Origin of the sequence: Rossellomorea oryzaecorticis (assembly GCF_038405515.1) — a bacterium.
GTDB classification, from domain to species: Bacteria; Bacillota; Bacilli; order Bacillales; family Bacillaceae_B; genus Rossellomorea; species Rossellomorea oryzaecorticis_A.
In genome coordinates this window covers 1-18,737 of record NZ_JBBYAF010000059.1, presented here as the reverse complement: position 1 = coordinate 18,737, position 18,737 = coordinate 1, and the positions used below count along the sequence as shown (strand labels likewise).

Below are 18,737 nucleotides of genomic sequence, written 5' to 3'. Positions count from 1 at the left end.
GCCGAAAAGCGGAGGGGCTTCGCTCAGAGGCGGGTGGCATAAGGCGAATCGGCCACGAAGGCGTTCTTTGCCTTCTTGGTCGGTTTGACTTATGAAATGTGCCTCTAAGCCCCAGAGCTAGACAGGTCTCACATTGGCCACTTCTCCCGCAGGAGTCTTCGTCTTGCACTCCAATCAACAGCTGGAACTGCCCAAAATCAACATTAATCTTTAACATAGCCATTTTCATTCATTCGTACGACTCATGAATGGATGGCATTCAATAGAAGCCTATAGAGATAACTTGTATGTCCCCTGAAGCAAACCTCGAGTCCAAAGAGAATGAGATTACCACTTTGGTTTGTAATGATTGCAGGCTTTCCATGTGCTTCATGGTATTCTGGCCAGTAACCTGAAAGTAACGTGTCTGCTTCCTGTCCATATCTGGCGGCCACCTTCATCTTGGCGGTATTCGTAAACCAGGCCGGGCGGTATACAAAACCGGTATCTTTGCTGCGATATCCTTTCGTGATGGCATGCTCCTTATAGTTGATCTGCAATAACGCATTCTTATTCCAGCCCCCGGAATGAACTTTGACTTCACTCAACTTAAAGATATTGGTCAATGCAATGGAAGCACCCGCGCCGATTCCGATAACTTTTCCACCTTTTTTTATATACGCTTGAAGGTTCTTACGGCAGGCCTCCTGTTGAGCCGCAGAGTCGAGTACCAATTCGCGGTACAAACTTTTTACATTCGAGGGTGTATAAAATAAGTGCTCATACCCGTTGTAAATAAGAACATTGACAGAGGATAAAGTTTTCTCTGCCGCTAAATCCTTTGCTCTTAATTCTTTAAAAGGAATATTCATTTGCTGCAGTGCAAGCTTCAGTCCTGAATGAGCTTTTTTGTGGAAAAGGCCATCATCAATTAAAATCCCGACAGAAACAGCTGCATCTGAACCTGTAGAATCAGGGATGGGTACAGAATCTTTCTCCTTTGATTTGAAAGGCAACATGTCTGTATTCACCTGTTCAAATACAGGATGACAGCCGACTCCCCAGCTTAACGGGAGACTCCAGGTGCAAAGCTCAGATATCCGTTCGGAACCAGAGGAGAGATTTTCCCCTTTTGTGAGGAAACACTGAGCTAAATTAGCACGTGCCTGATTCATCGGGACCATGGTGGTTCCTGCAGGAAATGAATGTCCTTCATAGGTGAATTCTTTTGTAGAGGAGTATAACTTTATCCCATTCTTCTGCAGATGATGCGTGAGTTTCCCGAGTCCGGACGGAAGTGCGCTCAGTTCTGTCAGCAAGTAGTACTTGGGAAAATAGCCCGGTACGTGAGAGGGATGATCATTCCTCATCCCCCGGTTGAAAAAGGCCGCTTGAATTTTTTTGAATTTTTCCCTGTGATTTGAAATATGGCTAAGAGCAGCTGAAAGTGCTAATTGAAGCCAAGTGATGCCATCCTCTGAACGGCTTGGTGATTCGATGGTGAGACCAATGGCACCTTGCAGCATCGAATACATCGAACAGCAATATGGACTATAGTCATCCCATCCGCTTGTGCCATCACGATAAGGGATGTAGGTTCCTTTTATCGACTTAAACCGTTTAGTAGAAAACTTCCCCCTTTCCTCAACTAAATAAGATTCCATGTGCTGAGCTAGAGGAAGTGCCCCTTTCAGATACAAGTCATATTCATATGCGGGATGATGAGGAGGGGTACAGGGTTCAATCAATCCAATGTGAGTGGTTTTTTTCCATACATACCCATGCAAGTCCAATACGACTGCAGGTTTTTTCTTCACAATCAGATCGACCAGGTTTTGGGTTTCGGGCTGTGATTGTGTTATAAAATCCCGGTTTAGATCAAAGCCCTCTGCATTATAGCGGGTCTTGGCAGCATAGCCGTCCGGGTTACAGCAAATGAGACAGTATACGACCAAATCATCCAGCCATTGGATGCTTTCACCTTCTCTTTGGATCTTATTCAAAAAGCGCAGCAAAGCAATCGCTCCGGCGGCTTCATGTCCATGAATGGAAGCCGTTATGACGATTGGGGTTTTCTTTTTTGAGTGCCCGGCGGGTATGCTTGGATATTCTGTTGTTCCGGAAAGATCCTGTTTTTGAATCGTCACACACCAGAGGTCCCGTCCTTCAATGGACTTGCCGATTGAGGAGAGGGACAGGAATGGACATTGTTTGGTTTTCTTCTTTATTAATGATTCCAGTTTTCTATATGAAAGTATCGTACTTCCCATGTAGTTAAAGCCTCCTTTCTATAGTTAATTCAAAGGATGGGGTTTTTGGTTGGACAAGTGTCCCTTCAGGAAAAAATTGATCGTAAAAATTCATAAAGGATTCCTATATGCAGGACCTTCTTGCAGTAATCAGCCTTTTATATATAGTCTTTAGCCGTTTCCACTGTGAAAACTTGTACATAGATTAATACATAGAAGTCTATTAACCGCTTAGGGAGGTGTATCCCCATGAAGTTGTCAATCGAACAATCCACATTCAAGGAGCTGGAAGCGATCATTCTGCTTGCAGGTCAAGATGGAATGAGAGTTCATAATGTACCGGGCTCTGTATGGTTTTGTGCAAAGGTGAATGGAGAAATTGCCGGGTTTGTTTCCTGCTATATAAGAGAGAGACAAGCGAAAGCGGTATTTAAAAGTGATTATGTACGGAGGGAATACAGACGGCGGGGCATCTACCGGAAACTGTTTGAAGCCAGATTGGACTACGTGAAGGATTTCAAAGTGAAGAAGATCAAGGCATCCTGTACGAAGATGTCTTTAGGGTGCTTCTTAGCTTACGGCTTTAAGAAAACAGTAACCAGATCAAGGAAATACACAGATGTCGTAATGTATACAGATCATTAGAAGGTAAGGGGGGAACGAAATGATTACGCTGAAGTTATCTGAAATCAGAAAGCAATTGAATGGAAGGCTCGTAAGCGGTTCTGAAAATATGGACATCCATGATGCGATTATGTTCCATCATCATAAACTTAAGAGGGATCATACACTGGTTTTCGTCGATAAAAGAAAGCCTATCAGTGAGAAAAAATGGAATAGAATGTTAAGAAGCGCGCCATGCGCCGTCATTACCGATCATCAAGAAAATGACATCATCGGTGAAGATGGGGTGACCATCATCCAGGTGGGGAATGTAAGAGAAGCCTTCACGAAGTTTGTGAGTTACTTCCGGGAAATCTATACAGTTCCGATTGTTGCGATTACAGGAACATGTGGAAAAACAACGACCCGCGAGATGCTCACTCATATTTTGAAGGAAAACCATTCTGTCACTTCAACGGAACAGAATGACAATGCACCGCATAGATCATTTGAATATTTAATGAAGATCGATGAAAACACAGACGTCGGAGTATTTGAAACAGGTGTGGGAGGACCGGGGGATCTGCGTTATCACTGTAAGGTTTATCAACCGGATATTGGGATCATCACCAATATCGGCTCGTATCATCTCGACCGTTGTAAGACCTTTGAAAGATATCTTGCAGCCAAAGCGGAAATGCTTGAAGGGCTTCAGAACAAAGGCACGCTTATACTGAATGCGGATGACCGGAATATTTCTAAAATCAGCTTGGAGGAGTATAAAGGAAAAGTTCATTACTTCAGCATCCATCAGAATTCCGGCTTCAGGGGGACCCGTATCTCAATCAGTGAGACCGGCACGCAGTTCACTTTACATTCAAATGGCCGTCATTACCCCGTTTTCATCCCGGAAATCGGTGAACATCAAGTTTACAACGGGTTGGCTGCTTTGCGTGCGGCGCAGGAACTGGGGGTAGACATTGAAACAGGAATCAGAAGATTATCTACCTTTAAGAATTTGGAAAGGCATTTTCAGCTGCGTAAAGGCACGAATGGTTCAATGATTGTGGACGATACATGGAACGTAAACCCCATCTCTTTAAAGGAAGCACTTAAAACACTTTCTCTGATAGCCAAAGATAAGAAGCGGATTGCTCTTCTTGGAGATATCGCCAGGCTCGATAGAAAAACAAAGGAGGTTCACAAGGAAATCGGTAAATTTGTCGTTGATTGTGAAATCGATGTCCTGTTCACTTTTGGAAGGAAAGCAAAGTTCATAGCGGAGCAGGCAGCCATGGAAAGTGAAAAAATCAAGGTATATCCTTTTACAAAGATAAGAGGGATGGAAAAAGCGATATTGAGTCATCTTGATGAACAGTCATACATGCTGGTGAAGTGCCGTGCAACCAATAAAGCTTTGATGAGAATAAAAGAACATCTGATGGAGTCTGATTGAGGATGAAATGGGAGAGGTGAACGATGAAATCTTTACAACTAAAGAACGTGATCCACGCTGTTGGAGGTCAATTAGTTCATGGCTCGGAGGATTTATTGATGAAAGATGCCGTCATATATCACCTCCACGGAGTCACCAAGAGTCATACACTGATTTTTTTAGATAGAAGGAAGCCATTCGCTCATGAAGAAATTCAACATCTGGAGCCCTTTGTCATCATTAGTGATGCAAGGGATAGTAAGGAAAAGTATAAGGAAGCTTTTGCGGTGATTGAAGTTGAAAATATCAGGAGTGCTATATTTGCTTTCTCTGATTTTTATAGAAACTTATTCAAGTTACCCGTTATTGCCATCACTGGAACAAATGGTAAGACGACGACAAAGGATATGATTGTTCATATCCTTAAAGAACAGTATTCCGTTCAATCCACTGTAAGAAGCAGAAATGCGCCAAGGAAGACCTTCGAATACTTGATGGGCATCGATGATGATACAGATGTCGGTGTCTTTGAAACTGGCTTGGGAGCCCCGGGAAACCTTCGATATCATTGTGATATCCTTCAACCTACAATCGGGATCATCACAAACATTGGGGTCTTTCACCTGGATAAATGCGGAACGTTGGAAAATTATATTGAGGCAAAAGGAGAAATCCTTGAAGGATTAAAAAATAAAGGGACTTTACTTGTGAATGCAGATGATGAAAATATAGCCTCCCTTCCATTAAAGGATTATAAGGGGAAGTTGATTTTCTTTGGGAAATCTGCTCGTGCCGATTTGAGAGCTTCTGATATTAAAATGGATTCAAGCCAAACCAGATTCATCTTGACATATCATGGTGAACAATATCCGGTGGTGCTGCCTTGTCTGGGAGAGCATCAAGCATATAATGCCATGGCGGCAATAGGGGCTGTGCTGGATGTGGGAGTGGGGATCACCTGCGCCATCAAATCATTGACATCATTTAATGTGCTTGAAAAGCACTTACAAGTGAAGGAAGGGATTAATGGTTCTACTATCATTGATGATTCCTGGAGTTTAACTCCAGGTGCTTTAAAGGAAGCATTGAAAGTCCTGCAATCCATTTCGGGGGGAAGGAGAAAAATCGTATTGACTGGAGATATCGGCCGGTTGGGGGCCCACAGCAAAAAGACACATGTAGAAGTAGGGGATATGATCTCTGAGCAAGACATCGATGTTCTCGTGACCTATGGACCCAAAGCCAGGGATGTCGCTAAAAGAGTCGCGGAAAAAAACACTAAAATCAAAGTCTATTCTTATTTAAACATACAAGATGTTCATCATAAGGTCACCTCATTGTTAGCCCCCGACAGCTTGTTTCTGTTTAAGTGCTCAAATACTGACAATGAATTAATGGGACTGAAAGAGCATTTTTTGAAGCATGCGGGGGATCAGCATGATGAATGACTAACTTAAGACAGGAGTGAAAAAATGAAACCTCTGCCACTGCGAGAAATAATTGGTGTGATAAATGGAGAGCTCGTATTCGGCGATGGGAATTTCATCGTGAAGGATGCGATGGTTTCACACTTGCACAGAATAAAAATGAGAAATACGTTAATATTTTTAAGGAGAAACGAAGCTTTTCACGCTCGTAAGGTGATTAAATATTCGCCTTATATTATCGTAACCGATAAAAGTGATGAAGAAATGAAGGATATAGAAGCTGCGTCTATCATAAGGGTTCAAAATGTAGACGATGCGTTCTGGGCTTTCACCCGTTATTACAGGCAGTTATTTCAATTGCCGGTCGTGGCCATTACAGGTACTTGCGGAAAAACCACTACCAAAGAGATTCTTTCCCACATCTTATCTCCCACACACTCCATCCAATCTACCATCAGAAGCAGGAATGCGACCAGAAAATCTTTTCAATATTTAATGGGGATAGATGAACATACAGATGCTGCTGTATTTGAAACAGGCCTGCGCGGCCCTGGGAACCTTAGCTATCATTGCAAAGTATTTCAGCCTACGATCGGAATCATCACAACGATCGGTGTCGATCATCTGGATAAGTGCAAGACATTAAACGGGTATATCAAGGCAAAATCAGAGATTGTTTCAGGTGTCAGTAAGGACGGTACCCTTATACTGAACAGCGATGATGAAAACACGAAAAAAGTATCACTCTCAGATTTCCGGGGGGACGTCATATATTGTGGGAAAAGTGAAGGTGCTGATTATAGAGCAAGTGATATTGTTTACGAAAAGAACGGAATGTCGTTTACTTTGAAACATAAACACCGGAAGTATAAAATGTATATACCCGGATTTGGGGAGCATCATATTTACAATGCACTGTTTGCTCTTGCAGCTGCCCATGTAATAGGGTTGAATCTTCGGGAGGCAGCGGTACGTTTGAGGACATTTGAAAACTTGGAACGGCATTTGCAAGTTGAAGATGGGATGAACGCCTCTACAATCATTGATGATACGTGGAGCACAAATCCAACATCAATCACTGCAGCCATCGATGTACTTGAAAGTCTGGGGGATAATAAGAAAAAAGTATTATTATTAGGTGATATTGCTTATTTGGGGAAGTATGAAAAGAAAGTTTATCATGATCTGGGAAAATTAATTGCATCAAAAAAAATCGATCAATTGATAGCAGTCGGTAAAAGTACAAAACAACTCGCTGGGCAGGTAAAAAGGCACGGTTTCAAGGGAAACGTTTATGCATCAGGTTCACCTGCCCTTGTTAAGGAGTATGTAGAAAATCTGCTGGATGAGGAAACCATTCTTTTAGTCAAGGGATCGATGTTGGATACAGAGTTGATGGGGCTTGCAAGCTCTTTTAAAACACAGGGGTAAACGGATGGGATAAAAGTCCCGTTCGTTTACCCCTTTACGTATACGCGCGTTTTCTTGGCAATTATTACATCCATTTGACGGTGAAAATCAATGTTATACTTGCTGTGGAAAAATTATTAGAAAATTTCACTTTATCCACAGGAGGTAGGAACATGAAGAAATTAATGACTACAGCGGTATGCACAGTCGCTTTAACGTTCAGCTCTGTGTCGATTCCGCCTGTTCAGCAAGCGAATGCAGCAACAACTCCACAGCAATCTGAGGTAGAGCAGAAAGCTGATAATATCATATCAACTGCAAAGAGCTTAATAGGAACAGCGACATACGAACGGTATAATTATAACCCGCCGCATGAATTTGGCTGCAGCGGATTCATTTATTATGCCTTTAAACAGAACGGTATCGACCTTGCAACAAGGGATACAAACGTACAGGCACAATTAGGTGAATATGTACCAAAAGATCAGCTTCAAAAGGGAGACATCGTATTCTTTGATTCAAATCCCGATGATAATGACCCTGTTACTCATAATGGAATTTATATGGGCGATAACAAGATCATCCATATGGCAGACGAAGAGAATGATATTCTTATCTCTGACTTGGATGGAAAAGAATATTATCAGAAGAACTATAAAACCGCACGCCGTGTACTTCCTTCATATATGTATGATCAAGCAACTTCCTCAACTGCAGAAAAAGTAGTTGAAATTGCGGAAGGTCTAATTGAAAAAGGTTCTTATGGTACACCATATAACGAAGAAACCTTGACGTTCAATGGTGCAGGACTGACGTATTATACGTATAAACAGGTTGGAATCGACCTCAAATCAAAAACAGCCGGTGAACAGTCAAAACTGGGTGAACCAGTGAAACGTGAAGACCTGCAAAAAGGTGACCTTGTGTTCCTTTCAAATAATTCAAGTAATGGAAAGATCGTACATGTAGGTGTTTATGCGGGGAATGATCAGATTGTCCACGCTGCCGGTTCTGATTCAGGAATCAAGAAGAGCGTTATTCTTAATGGTTACTACAACGAACATTATGTAACAGCACGCCGCGTGATTGACGTAGACGCTGCTGCTACAGAAGAGGCTTCTAAGAATGCAGAAGCCGAAGCACCTTCTGTTGAAACTCAGCCCGAGGGACAAGCACCTGCTGCCCCTCAGCAAAAACCTGAGCCAGAAACTGATGCTCAACCAGAGGCACCTGCCGAAAAGCCGGAGAACACAGAAAACAAGCCCGCTGCTCAAGATAAAGGGCCTGAAGTTTCAAGTCTGGCAGAAAATTTAATGGGCAAAGCTCAGTATGGAAGTTCTTATGATGAGAACACAATGAGCTTTAACAGTGCAGGACTTGCTTATTATGTGTTTAAACAGAACGGTATCGACCTGCAGGATAAAACTGCAGCTGGTCAAGCAACGAAAGGTCAATTCGTCAGCAAATCACAATTGAAGAAAGGGGACCTCGTGTTCTTCTCGAATTCTTCAAGTAATGGGAAGATCGTTAACACAGCGATCTATACAGGCAACCATGAAGTCGTCATGTCTGCCGGCAAGTCATTGGGTATTGTAAAACGAAGCCTGGATAGAAGCTGGTATCAAGAAAACTATGTTACGGCTCGCAGAATCATTAAATAGTATTAAGCGTGATGATTAACGAACAAGGGGTGGCCGCCCCTTGTTTTTTACTTCCCTTCTATATATACCCTCATTTAGTATGATAAAACCTCTTCATTAAATTTCACAAAATCACGCATACTGTTTAAAGAAAGAATGATTCGGGTAGTAATTTACATACCATTAATATTTCTTTGGTTATTTTTTACACCGGAAGTATTTTCAGGCATTGAGTGTTCAAAACAACGTGAAGAGTGAAAACGTTACATCCCTTCATATGATTCGATTCTTCAAAGTTCCACAGTATATTTGTCGATTCCCGATGAAATATTTTTGTTACGAATTACACTAAATTGTTATACCCTTGAAATTTATTTCTGCTATAATACTCGTTGTTGACTCATTTAGATTTACAAAAACTACAAATTAAATTTACAAATTTAAAATAAAAAGGTGATGAAGTATGAACTTCTTTAAGAACCGTTTCAATGACATGCGCAGTGAGATGCGTGCTGGGAAGTTGACTTTCTTCTTTACAGTCGTCATTCTATTTTGGCTTAAAACGTATGCTGTTTACTTGGCAGAGTTCAATCTTGGAATTCAAAATATCATGCAGCAATTCCTGCTATTCTTTAATCCGCTAAGTTCAGCATTATTTTTCTTTGCACTTGCACTTTTCTGGAAAGGCAGAGGGCGGTATATTGCTTTTGTCGTCATTAACATATTGATGTCTTTCGTTTTATATGCAAACGTCGTGTACTATCGATTCTTTAATGATTTTATCACGGTACCGGTTATTCTTCAGGCAAAAACGAATAACGGACTGGGCGGCAGTGCCGTTGAGTTAATCAATCCTATAGACCTTCTTTACTTCCTGGATCTATTCATCATTATCGGATTAATGGTCCTTAAGAAAGTAAAGCCTCAGGAAAAACTGCGTTTCCGTGCAGTGTTTGCAGTCATGACTTCTGCAGTCCTTGTGTTCTTATTGAACCTTGGTCTTGCCAACATCGACCGTCCTGAATTATTGACTCGAAGCTTTGACCGTAACTACCTGGTGAAGTATTTAGGAACACACAACTTTACAATCTATGATGTCGTTCAAAACTCTAAGACACAAGCGAAACGTGCCATGGCAGACAGCAATGAAGTATCAGAGGTAGAGAACTTTGTGAAAGCAAACCAAGCGGCTCCAAACCCTGATGCCTTCGGTAAAGCTGAAGGTAAAAACGTCATTTATATTTCAATGGAATCCCTGCAGTCATTCATGATCGGAAGAGAGTTGAATGGTCAGGAAGTTACACCATTCCTGAACTCTTTAGTCGAAAATAAAGATGCCATGTACTTTGATAACTTCTTCCATCAAACTGGTCAGGGTAAAACATCAGACTCAGAGTTCATCATCGAAAACTCATTATACCCGCTTCCGCAGGGTGCTGTTTTCATGACACATGCAAATAACACATATCAATCTGCTCCTGCTATCCTAAAGGATAAAGGATACACTTCAGCCGTGTTCCACGGTAACTATAAAACGTTCTGGAATCGTTCTGAAATGTACCGTTCCATGGGGTATGACGAGTTCTTTGATGCAACGTATTATGATATGAGCAATCCGGAAGAACAGCTTCCATACGGATTGAAAGATAAGCCTTTCTTTGAAGATTCAATGCCGATGCTGGAGAGTTTAAAGCAGCCGTTCTATACGAAGTTCCTGACGTTATCCAACCACTTCCCGTTTGACCGTCATGAGGAAGATACTGACTTCCCGACAGCCGAAACAGGCAATGGGGTAGTGGACCGTTATTTCCAAACGTCACACTACATGGATCAACAGCTTGAAGCATTCGTGAACGACTTGAAAGAAAAAGGTTTATATGACAACACGATGATTGTCCTTTACGGAGACCACTATGGTATTTCCGATAACCATAACAAAGCGATGTCTGAAATCCTTGGCAAAGAAGTGAATGACTACGAAAGTGCCCAGCTGCAGCGTGTCCCACTGTTCATCCTGAACTCAGGTGCTGAAGGTGGAGTCAACCATACGTACGGCGGACAGATTGACCTTCGTCCTACGGTAATGCACCTTCTTGGACAAGAGACGAAAGATTATCTAAGCTTTGGGCAAGACCTTCTATCTGAAGAACGTAAGCAAATTGTTCCTTTCCGAAATGGTGATGTGATTTCTGATAAGTATTCAAACATCAAAGGCGTTTGCTACGATAACGAAACAGGCAAGCCTGTGGAAGAAGGTAATGAAGAAGCCAACAAAGCGTGTGAAGATATCAGTAAGGATGCACAAAAGCGCCTTGAGCTATCAGACAAAGTAGTCTATGAAGATTTATTGCGCTTCCACAAGCCGGAAGGATATACGCCGATCGATCGTAAAGATTATCAGTATGTAAATCCAAATCCGAAAAGCACAGACAATCCTGAAGCAAAACACGAAGAAAACCATGAATAAGATAGTATAGTAAAAAGCCAGCTCCGATAAAGGAGCTGGCTTTTTTATGTCTTTGGAGGAAAGTGAAAGGACTGGACTTCAATACTTTAAAGTGGTGAGGGACGGGCCTTTGTTTTATTAGCCGAAATGTTCGATGTGGTCAATCTGATTCATGTGCAGGTTGATCACTTCCTTCGTATCGTCCGCGTAAAAAAGTAAATGTTCATCATTTATTTGAAGAAGTCTGCCAGAAAAAGAGTGTGGACCTTTCTTGATTTTCATATAATGCACACTCAGTAACTGATTTTCATTCATCCATTCTGTCATCTTGCTGAGCCATTCATTCATGTCAGGTCTCTCCTTCTGGATGTCGTCATACTCATTTCTCTGTGGAGAATGAATTGAATTGCCATGTTTCAGTAAAATACTAACTAATTATTACCCTTATTGAACTATTATCGGTATGTTGGTAGTGGTTGTTTAGTTGGGATTTAAAGGGAATAAAAGCTGGTGGGCAGAAAACAGCGAAAGCTACCAGGCCTGCCCTCTAAATAAACTATGAACGTTTTTGATTGTTTGTTGATTGATTATGAATGATATTGATAGAAAATGATTGATTTCTGAAAACGTTCTCATTATAATGGAGTTAATTAAAGAAGTAGCAGGAGGAACTTATGTTAACCGAAGAACGACACCGTATTATTTTAGACTTACTAAAAGAGAAGGAAGCCATCAAAATCCAAGAGATTGCAGAGGAGACGAATGCCTCTGAATCAACGATCCGCCGTGACCTGACCCAGCTTGAACAAGAGAAGTACTTAAAGAGGGTTCACGGGGGTGCGGCAAGGCTTCAAGGGAAGTTGAAGGAATTGACTGTTTCTGAGAAAACGTCCAAAAGACTTCATGAAAAAAGTGTGATTGCCCGGCATGCGGCAAGCTTGGTAGAAGAAGGGGATTGCATTTTTTTGGATGCCGGAACAACGACGCTCGGCATGATCGAGTTCCTTCCTGAAATTGATATCGTGATCGTGACAAATGGTTTGACTCATGTAGATGCCCTGCTGCAAAAAGGGTTCAAAACGTATATGGTGGGAGGCAGTGTGAAGCCGACCACGAAGGCGATGATCGGAAGCGGAGCCATTGAATCTCTTCAAAAATACCGCTTTGATAAAGCGTTTCTCGGAACCAACGGTGTTCATCCTCAATACGGATACACCACACCAGATCCTGAAGAAGCGCAAATAAAGAAAACGGCCATTGAACTTTCGAGAGAAGCGATGGTGCTGGCGGACGATTCGAAGTTCGGGGAAATCGCGTTCAGTAAGATTGCTGATCTTGAGAAAGCGATCGTCATCACGAATGGAAGTGCGAATGATCTGGACCCGGCATATAAGAAACAAACTACAGTAAAGGTTGTGACAACATGATATACACCTTAACCCTGAATCCTTCAGTTGATTATATTATGGAGCTCGATCAGTTTACGAAAGGCGGATTGAACCGGTCGGCGAAGGAAAATGCACTGCCGGGCGGAAAGGGTATCAATGTCTCCCGTGTCCTTCATGTCCTGGGTGTGAAAAGCACCGCACTTGGTTTTGCTGGAGGCTTCACGGGTGAATACATCAAACAGTTTTTAAGAAAAGAAAACATAGATACCGACTTTGTGGAAGTGGAAGAAATGTCGAGGATCAATGTGAAAGTGAAGTGCGATGAGGAAACGGAAATTAACGGCAACGGCCCTTCGATCAATAAGGAGCAGTTAAATCAACTTCTGAGTCAAATCTCGAATCTCTCAAAGGATGACACGCTGGTGCTTGCAGGCAGCATACCCGCTTCTGTTCCTAAGTCTTTTTATCAGGAAGCATCAGCTCTTTGTGAGAAACGGGGATCGCGCATCGTCATTGATGCTGAAAAGAATCTGGTAGAACCGGTTCTGTCACTGAAACCATTTTTGATAAAGCCGAATCATCACGAACTTGGAGAAATGTTTGGCGTCGTGATCGAGTCTGTAGATGAAGCGATTCATTACGGCAGTAAATTGAAAGAAGAAGGTGCCGAAAATGTGATTGTATCGATGGCGGAAAAGGGGGCGCTCCTATTAACCGGAGAGGATGTGCATTATGCTTCTGTCCCTAAAGGGGAATTAAAAAGCTCAGTGGGAGCTGGTGACTCGACGGTTGCCGGATTCCTGGCAGGACTTTCAAACGGGCTCAGCCTGGAAGATTCATTCCGCTTGGGCACAGCCGCAGGTTCAGCGACTGCTTTTTCCATCGGATTGTGTGAAGCAGAAGGAGTAAACGAATTATATAAACAAATTAAAATCGAAAAAAGATAAAAGGGAGGAAGAACAATGCGTATTACAGAGCTATTAAGAAAAGAAACAATCGCATTGGATTTGCAAGCATCATCTAAACCTGCTGTCATCGACGAGCTTGTTTCTGTCCTGGATCAGAGCGGGAACCTGCAGGATGTAAAAGAGTTCAAAAAAGCGATCCTGAACCGTGAGTCACAAAGTACGACCGGTATCGGCGAAGGCATCGCCATACCCCACGCAAAAACAGCATCCGTAAAGGCACCAGCAATTGCTTTCGGGAAATCGGCTGCCGGCGTAGATTACGAATCCCTGGACGGGGCTCCGGCACATCTATTCTTCATGATTGCGGCAACCGAGGGGGCAAATCAAACCCATTTGGAGGCGCTCAGCCGGCTTTCTTCCATGCTGATGGATGAAAATGTCCGTAAATCGTTAGTGAATGCTTCTAGCAAAGAAGAAGTTTTAGAGATTATTAATCTTCATGATAAAGAGGATGAAGAGGAAATCGTATCAGAAGAGGTTTCCACAAGGGAAGGCAAGGTGTTAGCTGTAACGGCCTGTCCTACAGGTATTGCACACACATACATGGCAGCAGATGCCCTAAAAGCGAAAGCGAAAGAGCTGGGAATCCACCTCAAGGTTGAAACGAATGGCTCTGGAGGCGCGAAGAATGTATTGACTTCGTCAGATATTGAAAGCGCTGCAGCAATCATTGTCGCGGCGGATACAAAAGTGGAGATGAATCGATTTGAAGGGAAGCCTGTCATTGAGGTTCCTGTGGCAGAAGCAATCAGAAAGCCTCAGGAACTGTTTGAAAAAGCGGCGAAAAAAGAAGCTCCATTATATAGTGGAGGTAAAGCAGAGAGTGAAACGGAAAATCGAGGGAATGAGAAGAAACAGCGTACCGGATTCTATAAGCATCTGATGAACGGTGTATCGAATATGCTTCCATTCGTTGTCGGCGGGGGAATTCTGATTGCGATATCGTTCCTCTTCGGAATTCAATCAGCGAACCCTGATCATGCTGAATACAATGAATTTGCAGCCATGCTGATGAAAATTGGCGGCGACAATGCATTTTATCTCATGGTGCCAGTCCTTGCAGGATTTATCGCAATGAGTATTGCAGACCGTCCCGGGTTTGCCCCTGGTATGGTCGGCGGATTGATTGCTGCCACTGGTCAAAGCGGATTTCTCGGCGGAATCATTGCCGGTTTCCTGGCTGGGTATGTTGTAGTTGGAATTAAACGATTGACGAATAATTTCCCGGCAGCGCTGGAAGGCATCAAACCGGTTCTGATTTATCCGCTGTTAGGAATCTTTATTACCGGATTCATTATGCTTCAATTCCTGGTCGAGCCGCTTAGTGCCGTAAACACAGGCATCCAAGACTGGCTGGATGGGCTGGGCACAGGTAATCTGATCGTTCTTGGGTTGGTTCTTGGTGGAATGATGGCCGTTGATATGGGTGGTCCGATCAACAAGGCTGCTTTTACATTCGGTATCGCGATGATTGAAGGTGGGAATCTTGCACCCCACGCCGCTATCATGGCAGGAGGGATGGTGCCGCCGCTTGGATTGGCGCTTGCAACCACTTTCTTTAAAAAGAAATTCAATGACAACGAAAGAAAAGCAGGGATTGCCGCTTATTTCATGGGTGCATCATTCGTCACGGAAGGTGCGATCCCATTTGCAGCAGCGGATCCTTTCAGGGTCATTCCTTCCATCGTGACAGGTTCGGCGGTTGCGGGTGCACTTGCAATGGCATTTGGTATCGGCCTGCCTGCTCCGCACGGAGGGTTGTTCGTCTTCCCTGTCGTTGAAGGAAATCCATTCTTATATCTACTGGCTGTCCTGATCGGTTCTTTCATTACTGCTTTGATGGTCGGGTTCTTGAAGAAGCCGGTTCAATAGATTATATTGCCAGGTGACGCATTAGCGTTCCCTGGTTTTTTGTGGGGAATGCAGGCATTGGTGGTTTCACATCTTCTCTGAAAGTGGTTTTAAATTATTCAATATAGGTTAAAAGTAAAGGTAATAGAAGATTGAGAAGAGGAGAAACGTCAATGGATTTTTTTGAAATAATAGATCTGGAATTACCTGATGAATTCGAGCTCTCCCTATACCGGATCATGTTGATCGTCATCTTAAGCGGTTTAATTGGAATCGAGAGAGAATCGAAAAACCATCCGGCCGGACTGCGGACACACATCCTGGTTGGAGTCGGATCGTGTTTATTGATGCTCGTATCGCTTTATGGATTCGAGCCGTTCTTGGAAGAACATCCTGAGCTGGTCGGCTTTGACCCGAGCCGTATTCCTTCATACGTCATCTCGGGGATCGGATTTCTCGGAGCAGGGACAATCATGGTCCATGGGGGAGTCACTGTGAGGGGCCTGACTACCGCTGCGAGTATTTGGGTAGTCGCTGGACTGGGTCTTGTAGTCGGGATCGGTATGTATTGGGAGGCAGTATTCACGACACTGATCATTGTGATCACGCTGTTCTTCTTAAATAAGTTTGAATCTTTTTATAAAATGAAAGTAAGACATAAACAACTCCTTCTATTAAGTCTGGTTGTAAAAAAAGGGGAAGGACACATCAGTTCCATCAATAATGCCATCACCAGTCACGGCATAGAGATCACCCAGTATCAAATAGAAGATGACGATGACCTTAAAGGGGTGGAACGCTTTAAATATTCCCTTCTGTTACTTACCCCCGACACGATTAATTTTAATGGTGTACTGGAAGTGGTGAAAGAGCTGCCTTGCATTGATAAAATACAGCTTCATAAAAAATAACCCCGGAATCGACATTCCCGGGGTTTTTTCATGTGATTACAGGCTTTCGATTTCTACATCCTTGATGCCGCTGATTTCTGAAATCGTGTAATATATATCCGTCGTCTTTTTTCTGAAATCAACGATGATTTTCAATTCAAGAAGATGATGATTGTTCTTCAAATCTTTAATTCGAATGTTTTCAATCCCGATGTCTTCTTCTTTGATGCGTTCGATGATCGTTTTGATTTCATGCTTTTCTTTAATGGTAGCCCGCAGGAACAATTCCTTCTCGCGCAATCGTTTTGGACCGATGTGTGTAATGATCGATGGAACTACTTCAACAGAAATAATGAGAAGGATGACGCCTGCGGTCGCTTCTAAATAAAACCCAGCTCCGACAGCAATCCCGATTCCGGCCGCGCCCCAGATCATCGCGGCTGTTGTTAACCCTGAAATGCTGTCATTCCCCCGTCTTAATATTACTCCTGCTCCCAGGAAACCAATGCCTGATACAATTTGTGCGGCAAGACGCAACGGATCCATTGTAATGTTCACTTTTTCAGAACCCTCTGATATATAGGCCGATTCAATCGAAACCACAGTCAGCAGACAGCTGACAATGCAAATGACCAGTGATGTTTTAAGCCCTACAGGCTTCCGTTTTAATTCTCTCTCCAAACCGATGACCAATCCAAGAATCGCAGAGATGCCCAGTTTCATGTATAGTACTGTATCTAAGAACTCCATCTGACCCCCTCCATATATCTACTAAAGGATTGTAAAAAATAAAATTGGATATAGTATTATTTCTCTCTATTTATTAAAATGAGAACAATGAGACAAGAGCCGTAAATCAATCAGAAAACACGGGGGTGTTTCCATGTCCGAAACCAAAATAAATCCTTATCTGATTCTTGCTATAGGAGTCATCTCAGTTTCAACCTCAGCCATTTTGGTGAAAGTATCAAGTGCACCGGCTGGAGTCCTGGCGTTTTACCGACTTCTCTTCACGGTGCTTTTAATGTCCCCTGTATTTTTCTTAAAGTATGTGAAAGAACTCAAAGTTATTACCCGGAGAGATTGGGCGTTTTCCATCATCGCCGGCATCTTTCTCGCTTTTCACTTCATCCTTTGGTTCGAGTCCCTCAACTTCACATCTGTTGCCAGTTCGACCGTTCTAGTCACCCTGCAGCCTTTATTCGCATTTATAGGAGCGTATTTGTTTTTTCAGGAAAAACTAACGGGAAAAGCAGTCATCTCCGCTCTCTTGGCAGTGACGGGCAGCTTCATCATCAGTTGGGGGGATTTCAGAATCAGCGGGACAGCCCTATGGGGAGACATTTTAGCGTTACTTGCCTGTGCATTAGTGACCGGCTATCTCTTATTTGGCCAAACAATCCGTAAACGGATTTCTTTGATCACTTATACGTATCTGGTCTATGCGATCAGCGCGGTGGTACTCTTAATTTATGTGCTTATCCGGGGTGAAAGTCTTGGACCTTATCCGAAAGAAGACTGGATATACTTTCTGCTCCTTGCGATCGTCCCTACCCTTCTTGGGCATTCACTATTTAACTGGTCATTAAAGTGGCTAAGCACCTCAACCATTTCGATGGCGATATTGTTCGAACCGATTGGGGCCTCTTTACTAGCCTATTGGCTATTGGCGGAAAAAATACTTCTTACCCAAGTAATCGGCGGATTGATCATCATTCTTGGTGTAACTCTCTTTCTAATAGAAGAAAGGAAGCTCAAGAAAATGGTTAGACACGTGAATGAGGTGAAAAAGAATGAAGAATTACCTTATTAGAAAAGCAGTGGGGTCTGACGCGGCAGGGATCGCAAATGTCCATTTCAACAGCTGGAAAACCACATACAAGGATATCGTTTCTGATGATTATTTGAATTCCTTAACAGTAGAAGATAGAACGGTCAGGTGGAATGGCATCCTCGCCGGCTCCCATCAAACCTATGTGTGTGAATTGAAAAGCGGGCAGGTGGCCGGTTTCGTTTCCGTAGGCAAAGAACGGGACAAGCAATACGAAGGTGAACTATATGCCATATACTTATTAAATGAAAATCAGCGGAATGGACTGGGCAGCGCACTATTTAAGTTTGCGAAGACTGCATTAAAGTCACAAGGATACTCGAACATGCTTGTTTGGGTGTTAAAAGAGAACCCATCCAAGCATTTCTACTATTCCTTCAAACCTGAAATCGTTAAAGAACAAAAGATCTTAATCGGCGGAGAGGAATATGATGAAGAGGGTTTGTTGTTTACATTGTAATGTATATGAAAGGAGGCTGGGACAAAAGTGTTTTAGTTTGTTTTAATTTACAATGAGATTGTAGCACTTTCCAGCGGTTGATTGGAGTGCAAGACGAAGACTCCTGCGGGAAGAGTAGCTTATGTGAGACCTGTCTAGCTCTGGGGCTTAGAGGCACATG

General features: G+C 42.9%; 15 protein-coding genes. 12 read left to right on the top strand and 3 right to left on the bottom strand.

Going from position 1 to position 18,737, the window contains the following annotated elements:
• Positions 1 to 242: 242 nt before the first annotated feature.
• Positions 243 to 2,249: a DUF2817 domain-containing protein gene (locus tag AAEO50_RS19845; protein WP_341986093.1), complete on the bottom strand. Its 2,007-nt coding sequence runs from the start codon at positions 2,247 to 2,249 to the stop codon at positions 243 to 245.
• 228 nt (positions 2,250 to 2,477) lie between these two features.
• On the opposite strand from AAEO50_RS19845, the gene AAEO50_RS19840 reads away from it, so the two are divergent.
• The 6 genes from AAEO50_RS19840 (at position 2,478) to AAEO50_RS19815 (ending at position 11,210) form a co-directional block, all read left to right on the top strand.
• A complete protein-coding gene (locus AAEO50_RS19840) occupies positions 2,478 to 2,873 on the top strand; it encodes a GNAT family N-acetyltransferase (protein WP_341986092.1) in 396 nt (131 codons plus the stop codon).
• A 19-nt stretch (positions 2,874 to 2,892) separates the two neighbouring features.
• The gene (locus AAEO50_RS19835) at positions 2,893 to 4,287 is read left to right on the top strand and encodes a UDP-N-acetylmuramoyl-tripeptide--D-alanyl-D-alanine ligase (protein ID WP_341986091.1); all 1,395 of its coding nucleotides are present in this window, start codon (positions 2,893 to 2,895) and stop codon (positions 4,285 to 4,287) included.
• A 23-nt stretch (positions 4,288 to 4,310) separates the two neighbouring features.
• On the top strand, positions 4,311 to 5,714 hold the full coding sequence (locus AAEO50_RS19830; protein WP_341986090.1) for a UDP-N-acetylmuramoyl-tripeptide--D-alanyl-D-alanine ligase: 1,404 nt from the start codon (positions 4,311 to 4,313) through the stop codon (positions 5,712 to 5,714).
• A 24-nt stretch (positions 5,715 to 5,738) separates the two neighbouring features.
• On the top strand, positions 5,739 to 7,124 hold the full coding sequence (locus tag AAEO50_RS19825) for a UDP-N-acetylmuramoyl-tripeptide--D-alanyl-D-alanine ligase (protein WP_341986089.1): 1,386 nt from the start codon (positions 5,739 to 5,741) through the stop codon (positions 7,122 to 7,124).
• 152 nt (positions 7,125 to 7,276) lie between these two features.
• The gene (locus AAEO50_RS19820) at positions 7,277 to 8,764 is read left to right on the top strand and encodes a C40 family peptidase (protein WP_341986088.1); all 1,488 of its coding nucleotides are present in this window, start codon (positions 7,277 to 7,279) and stop codon (positions 8,762 to 8,764) included.
• A 472-nt stretch (positions 8,765 to 9,236) separates the two neighbouring features.
• Entirely contained in the window at positions 9,237 to 11,210 is a 1,974-nt protein-coding gene (locus AAEO50_RS19815; protein ID WP_341986094.1) for an LTA synthase family protein, read from the top strand.
• Positions 11,211 to 11,327: 117 nt separating this feature from the next.
• Here the strand turns inward: AAEO50_RS19815 and AAEO50_RS19810 are convergent, their stop codons facing one another.
• A complete protein-coding gene (locus AAEO50_RS19810) occupies positions 11,328 to 11,537 on the bottom strand; it encodes a hypothetical protein (protein ID WP_341986087.1) in 210 nt (69 codons plus the stop codon).
• 326 nt (positions 11,538 to 11,863) lie between these two features.
• Between AAEO50_RS19810 and AAEO50_RS19805 the strand changes: the two genes are divergently transcribed.
• The 4 genes from AAEO50_RS19805 (at position 11,864) to AAEO50_RS19790 (ending at position 16,307) form a co-directional block, all read left to right on the top strand.
• Complete coding sequence (locus tag AAEO50_RS19805; RefSeq protein ID WP_341986086.1) at positions 11,864 to 12,616, top strand: DeoR/GlpR family DNA-binding transcription regulator; 753 nt, start codon at positions 11,864 to 11,866, stop codon at positions 12,614 to 12,616.
• Positions 12,613 to 13,524 (top strand): 1-phosphofructokinase, encoded by a 912-nt coding sequence (gene pfkB, locus AAEO50_RS19800; RefSeq protein ID WP_341986085.1) that lies wholly within the window; start codon positions 12,613 to 12,615, stop codon positions 13,522 to 13,524. The genes AAEO50_RS19805 and pfkB overlap by 4 nt, the downstream gene beginning before the upstream one ends.
• Positions 13,525 to 13,539: 15 nt before the next feature.
• Positions 13,540 to 15,417: a fructose-specific PTS transporter subunit EIIC gene (locus tag AAEO50_RS19795; protein ID WP_341986084.1), complete on the top strand. Its 1,878-nt coding sequence runs from the start codon at positions 13,540 to 13,542 to the stop codon at positions 15,415 to 15,417.
• A 152-nt stretch (positions 15,418 to 15,569) separates the two neighbouring features.
• Positions 15,570 to 16,307, top strand: a complete 738-nt coding sequence (locus AAEO50_RS19790) for an MgtC/SapB family protein (protein WP_341986083.1) — start codon at positions 15,570 to 15,572, stop codon at positions 16,305 to 16,307.
• Between the two features lie 36 nt (positions 16,308 to 16,343).
• On the opposite strand, the gene AAEO50_RS19785 is transcribed toward AAEO50_RS19790, so the two are convergent.
• Entirely contained in the window at positions 16,344 to 17,036 is a 693-nt protein-coding gene (locus AAEO50_RS19785; protein ID WP_341986082.1) for an MgtC/SapB family protein, read from the bottom strand.
• A gap of 133 nt (positions 17,037 to 17,169) precedes the next feature.
• On the opposite strand from AAEO50_RS19785, the gene AAEO50_RS19780 reads away from it, so the two are divergent.
• Both AAEO50_RS19780 and AAEO50_RS19775 read left to right on the top strand, forming a co-directional pair.
• Positions 17,170 to 18,099, top strand: coding sequence for a DMT family transporter (locus AAEO50_RS19780; RefSeq protein ID WP_341986081.1), 930 nt, complete (start codon positions 17,170 to 17,172; stop codon positions 18,097 to 18,099).
• Positions 18,080 to 18,577: a GNAT family N-acetyltransferase gene (locus tag AAEO50_RS19775; RefSeq protein WP_341986080.1), complete on the top strand. Its 498-nt coding sequence runs from the start codon at positions 18,080 to 18,082 to the stop codon at positions 18,575 to 18,577. Before AAEO50_RS19780 ends, AAEO50_RS19775 begins: the two co-directional genes overlap by 20 nt.
• Positions 18,578 to 18,737 lie beyond the last annotated feature (160 nt).

Coding starts and splice junctions, on each gene's coding strand:
- AAEO50_RS19775 (WP_341986080.1), top strand. CDS start 18,080: ATGAAGAATTACCTTATTAGAAAAGCAGTGGGGTCTGACGCGGCAGGG.
- pfkB (WP_341986085.1), top strand. CDS start 12,613: ATGATATACACCTTAACCCTGAATCCTTCAGTTGATTATATTATGGAG.
- AAEO50_RS19840 (WP_341986092.1), top strand. CDS start 2,478: ATGAAGTTGTCAATCGAACAATCCACATTCAAGGAGCTGGAAGCGATC.
- AAEO50_RS19795 (WP_341986084.1), top strand. CDS start 13,540: ATGCGTATTACAGAGCTATTAAGAAAAGAAACAATCGCATTGGATTTG.
- AAEO50_RS19820 (WP_341986088.1), top strand. CDS start 7,277: ATGAAGAAATTAATGACTACAGCGGTATGCACAGTCGCTTTAACGTTC.
- AAEO50_RS19830 (WP_341986090.1), top strand. CDS start 4,311: ATGAAATCTTTACAACTAAAGAACGTGATCCACGCTGTTGGAGGTCAA.
- AAEO50_RS19845 (WP_341986093.1), bottom strand. CDS start 2,249: ATGGGAAGTACGATACTTTCATATAGAAAACTGGAATCATTAATAAAG.
- AAEO50_RS19835 (WP_341986091.1), top strand. CDS start 2,893: ATGATTACGCTGAAGTTATCTGAAATCAGAAAGCAATTGAATGGAAGG.
- AAEO50_RS19790 (WP_341986083.1), top strand. CDS start 15,570: ATGGATTTTTTTGAAATAATAGATCTGGAATTACCTGATGAATTCGAG.
- AAEO50_RS19810 (WP_341986087.1), bottom strand. CDS start 11,537: ATGAATGAATGGCTCAGCAAGATGACAGAATGGATGAATGAAAATCAG.
- AAEO50_RS19780 (WP_341986081.1), top strand. CDS start 17,170: ATGTCCGAAACCAAAATAAATCCTTATCTGATTCTTGCTATAGGAGTC.
- AAEO50_RS19815 (WP_341986094.1), top strand. CDS start 9,237: ATGCGCAGTGAGATGCGTGCTGGGAAGTTGACTTTCTTCTTTACAGTC.
- AAEO50_RS19805 (WP_341986086.1), top strand. CDS start 11,864: ATGTTAACCGAAGAACGACACCGTATTATTTTAGACTTACTAAAAGAG.
- AAEO50_RS19825 (WP_341986089.1), top strand. CDS start 5,739: ATGAAACCTCTGCCACTGCGAGAAATAATTGGTGTGATAAATGGAGAG.
- AAEO50_RS19785 (WP_341986082.1), bottom strand. CDS start 17,036: ATGGAGTTCTTAGATACAGTACTATACATGAAACTGGGCATCTCTGCG.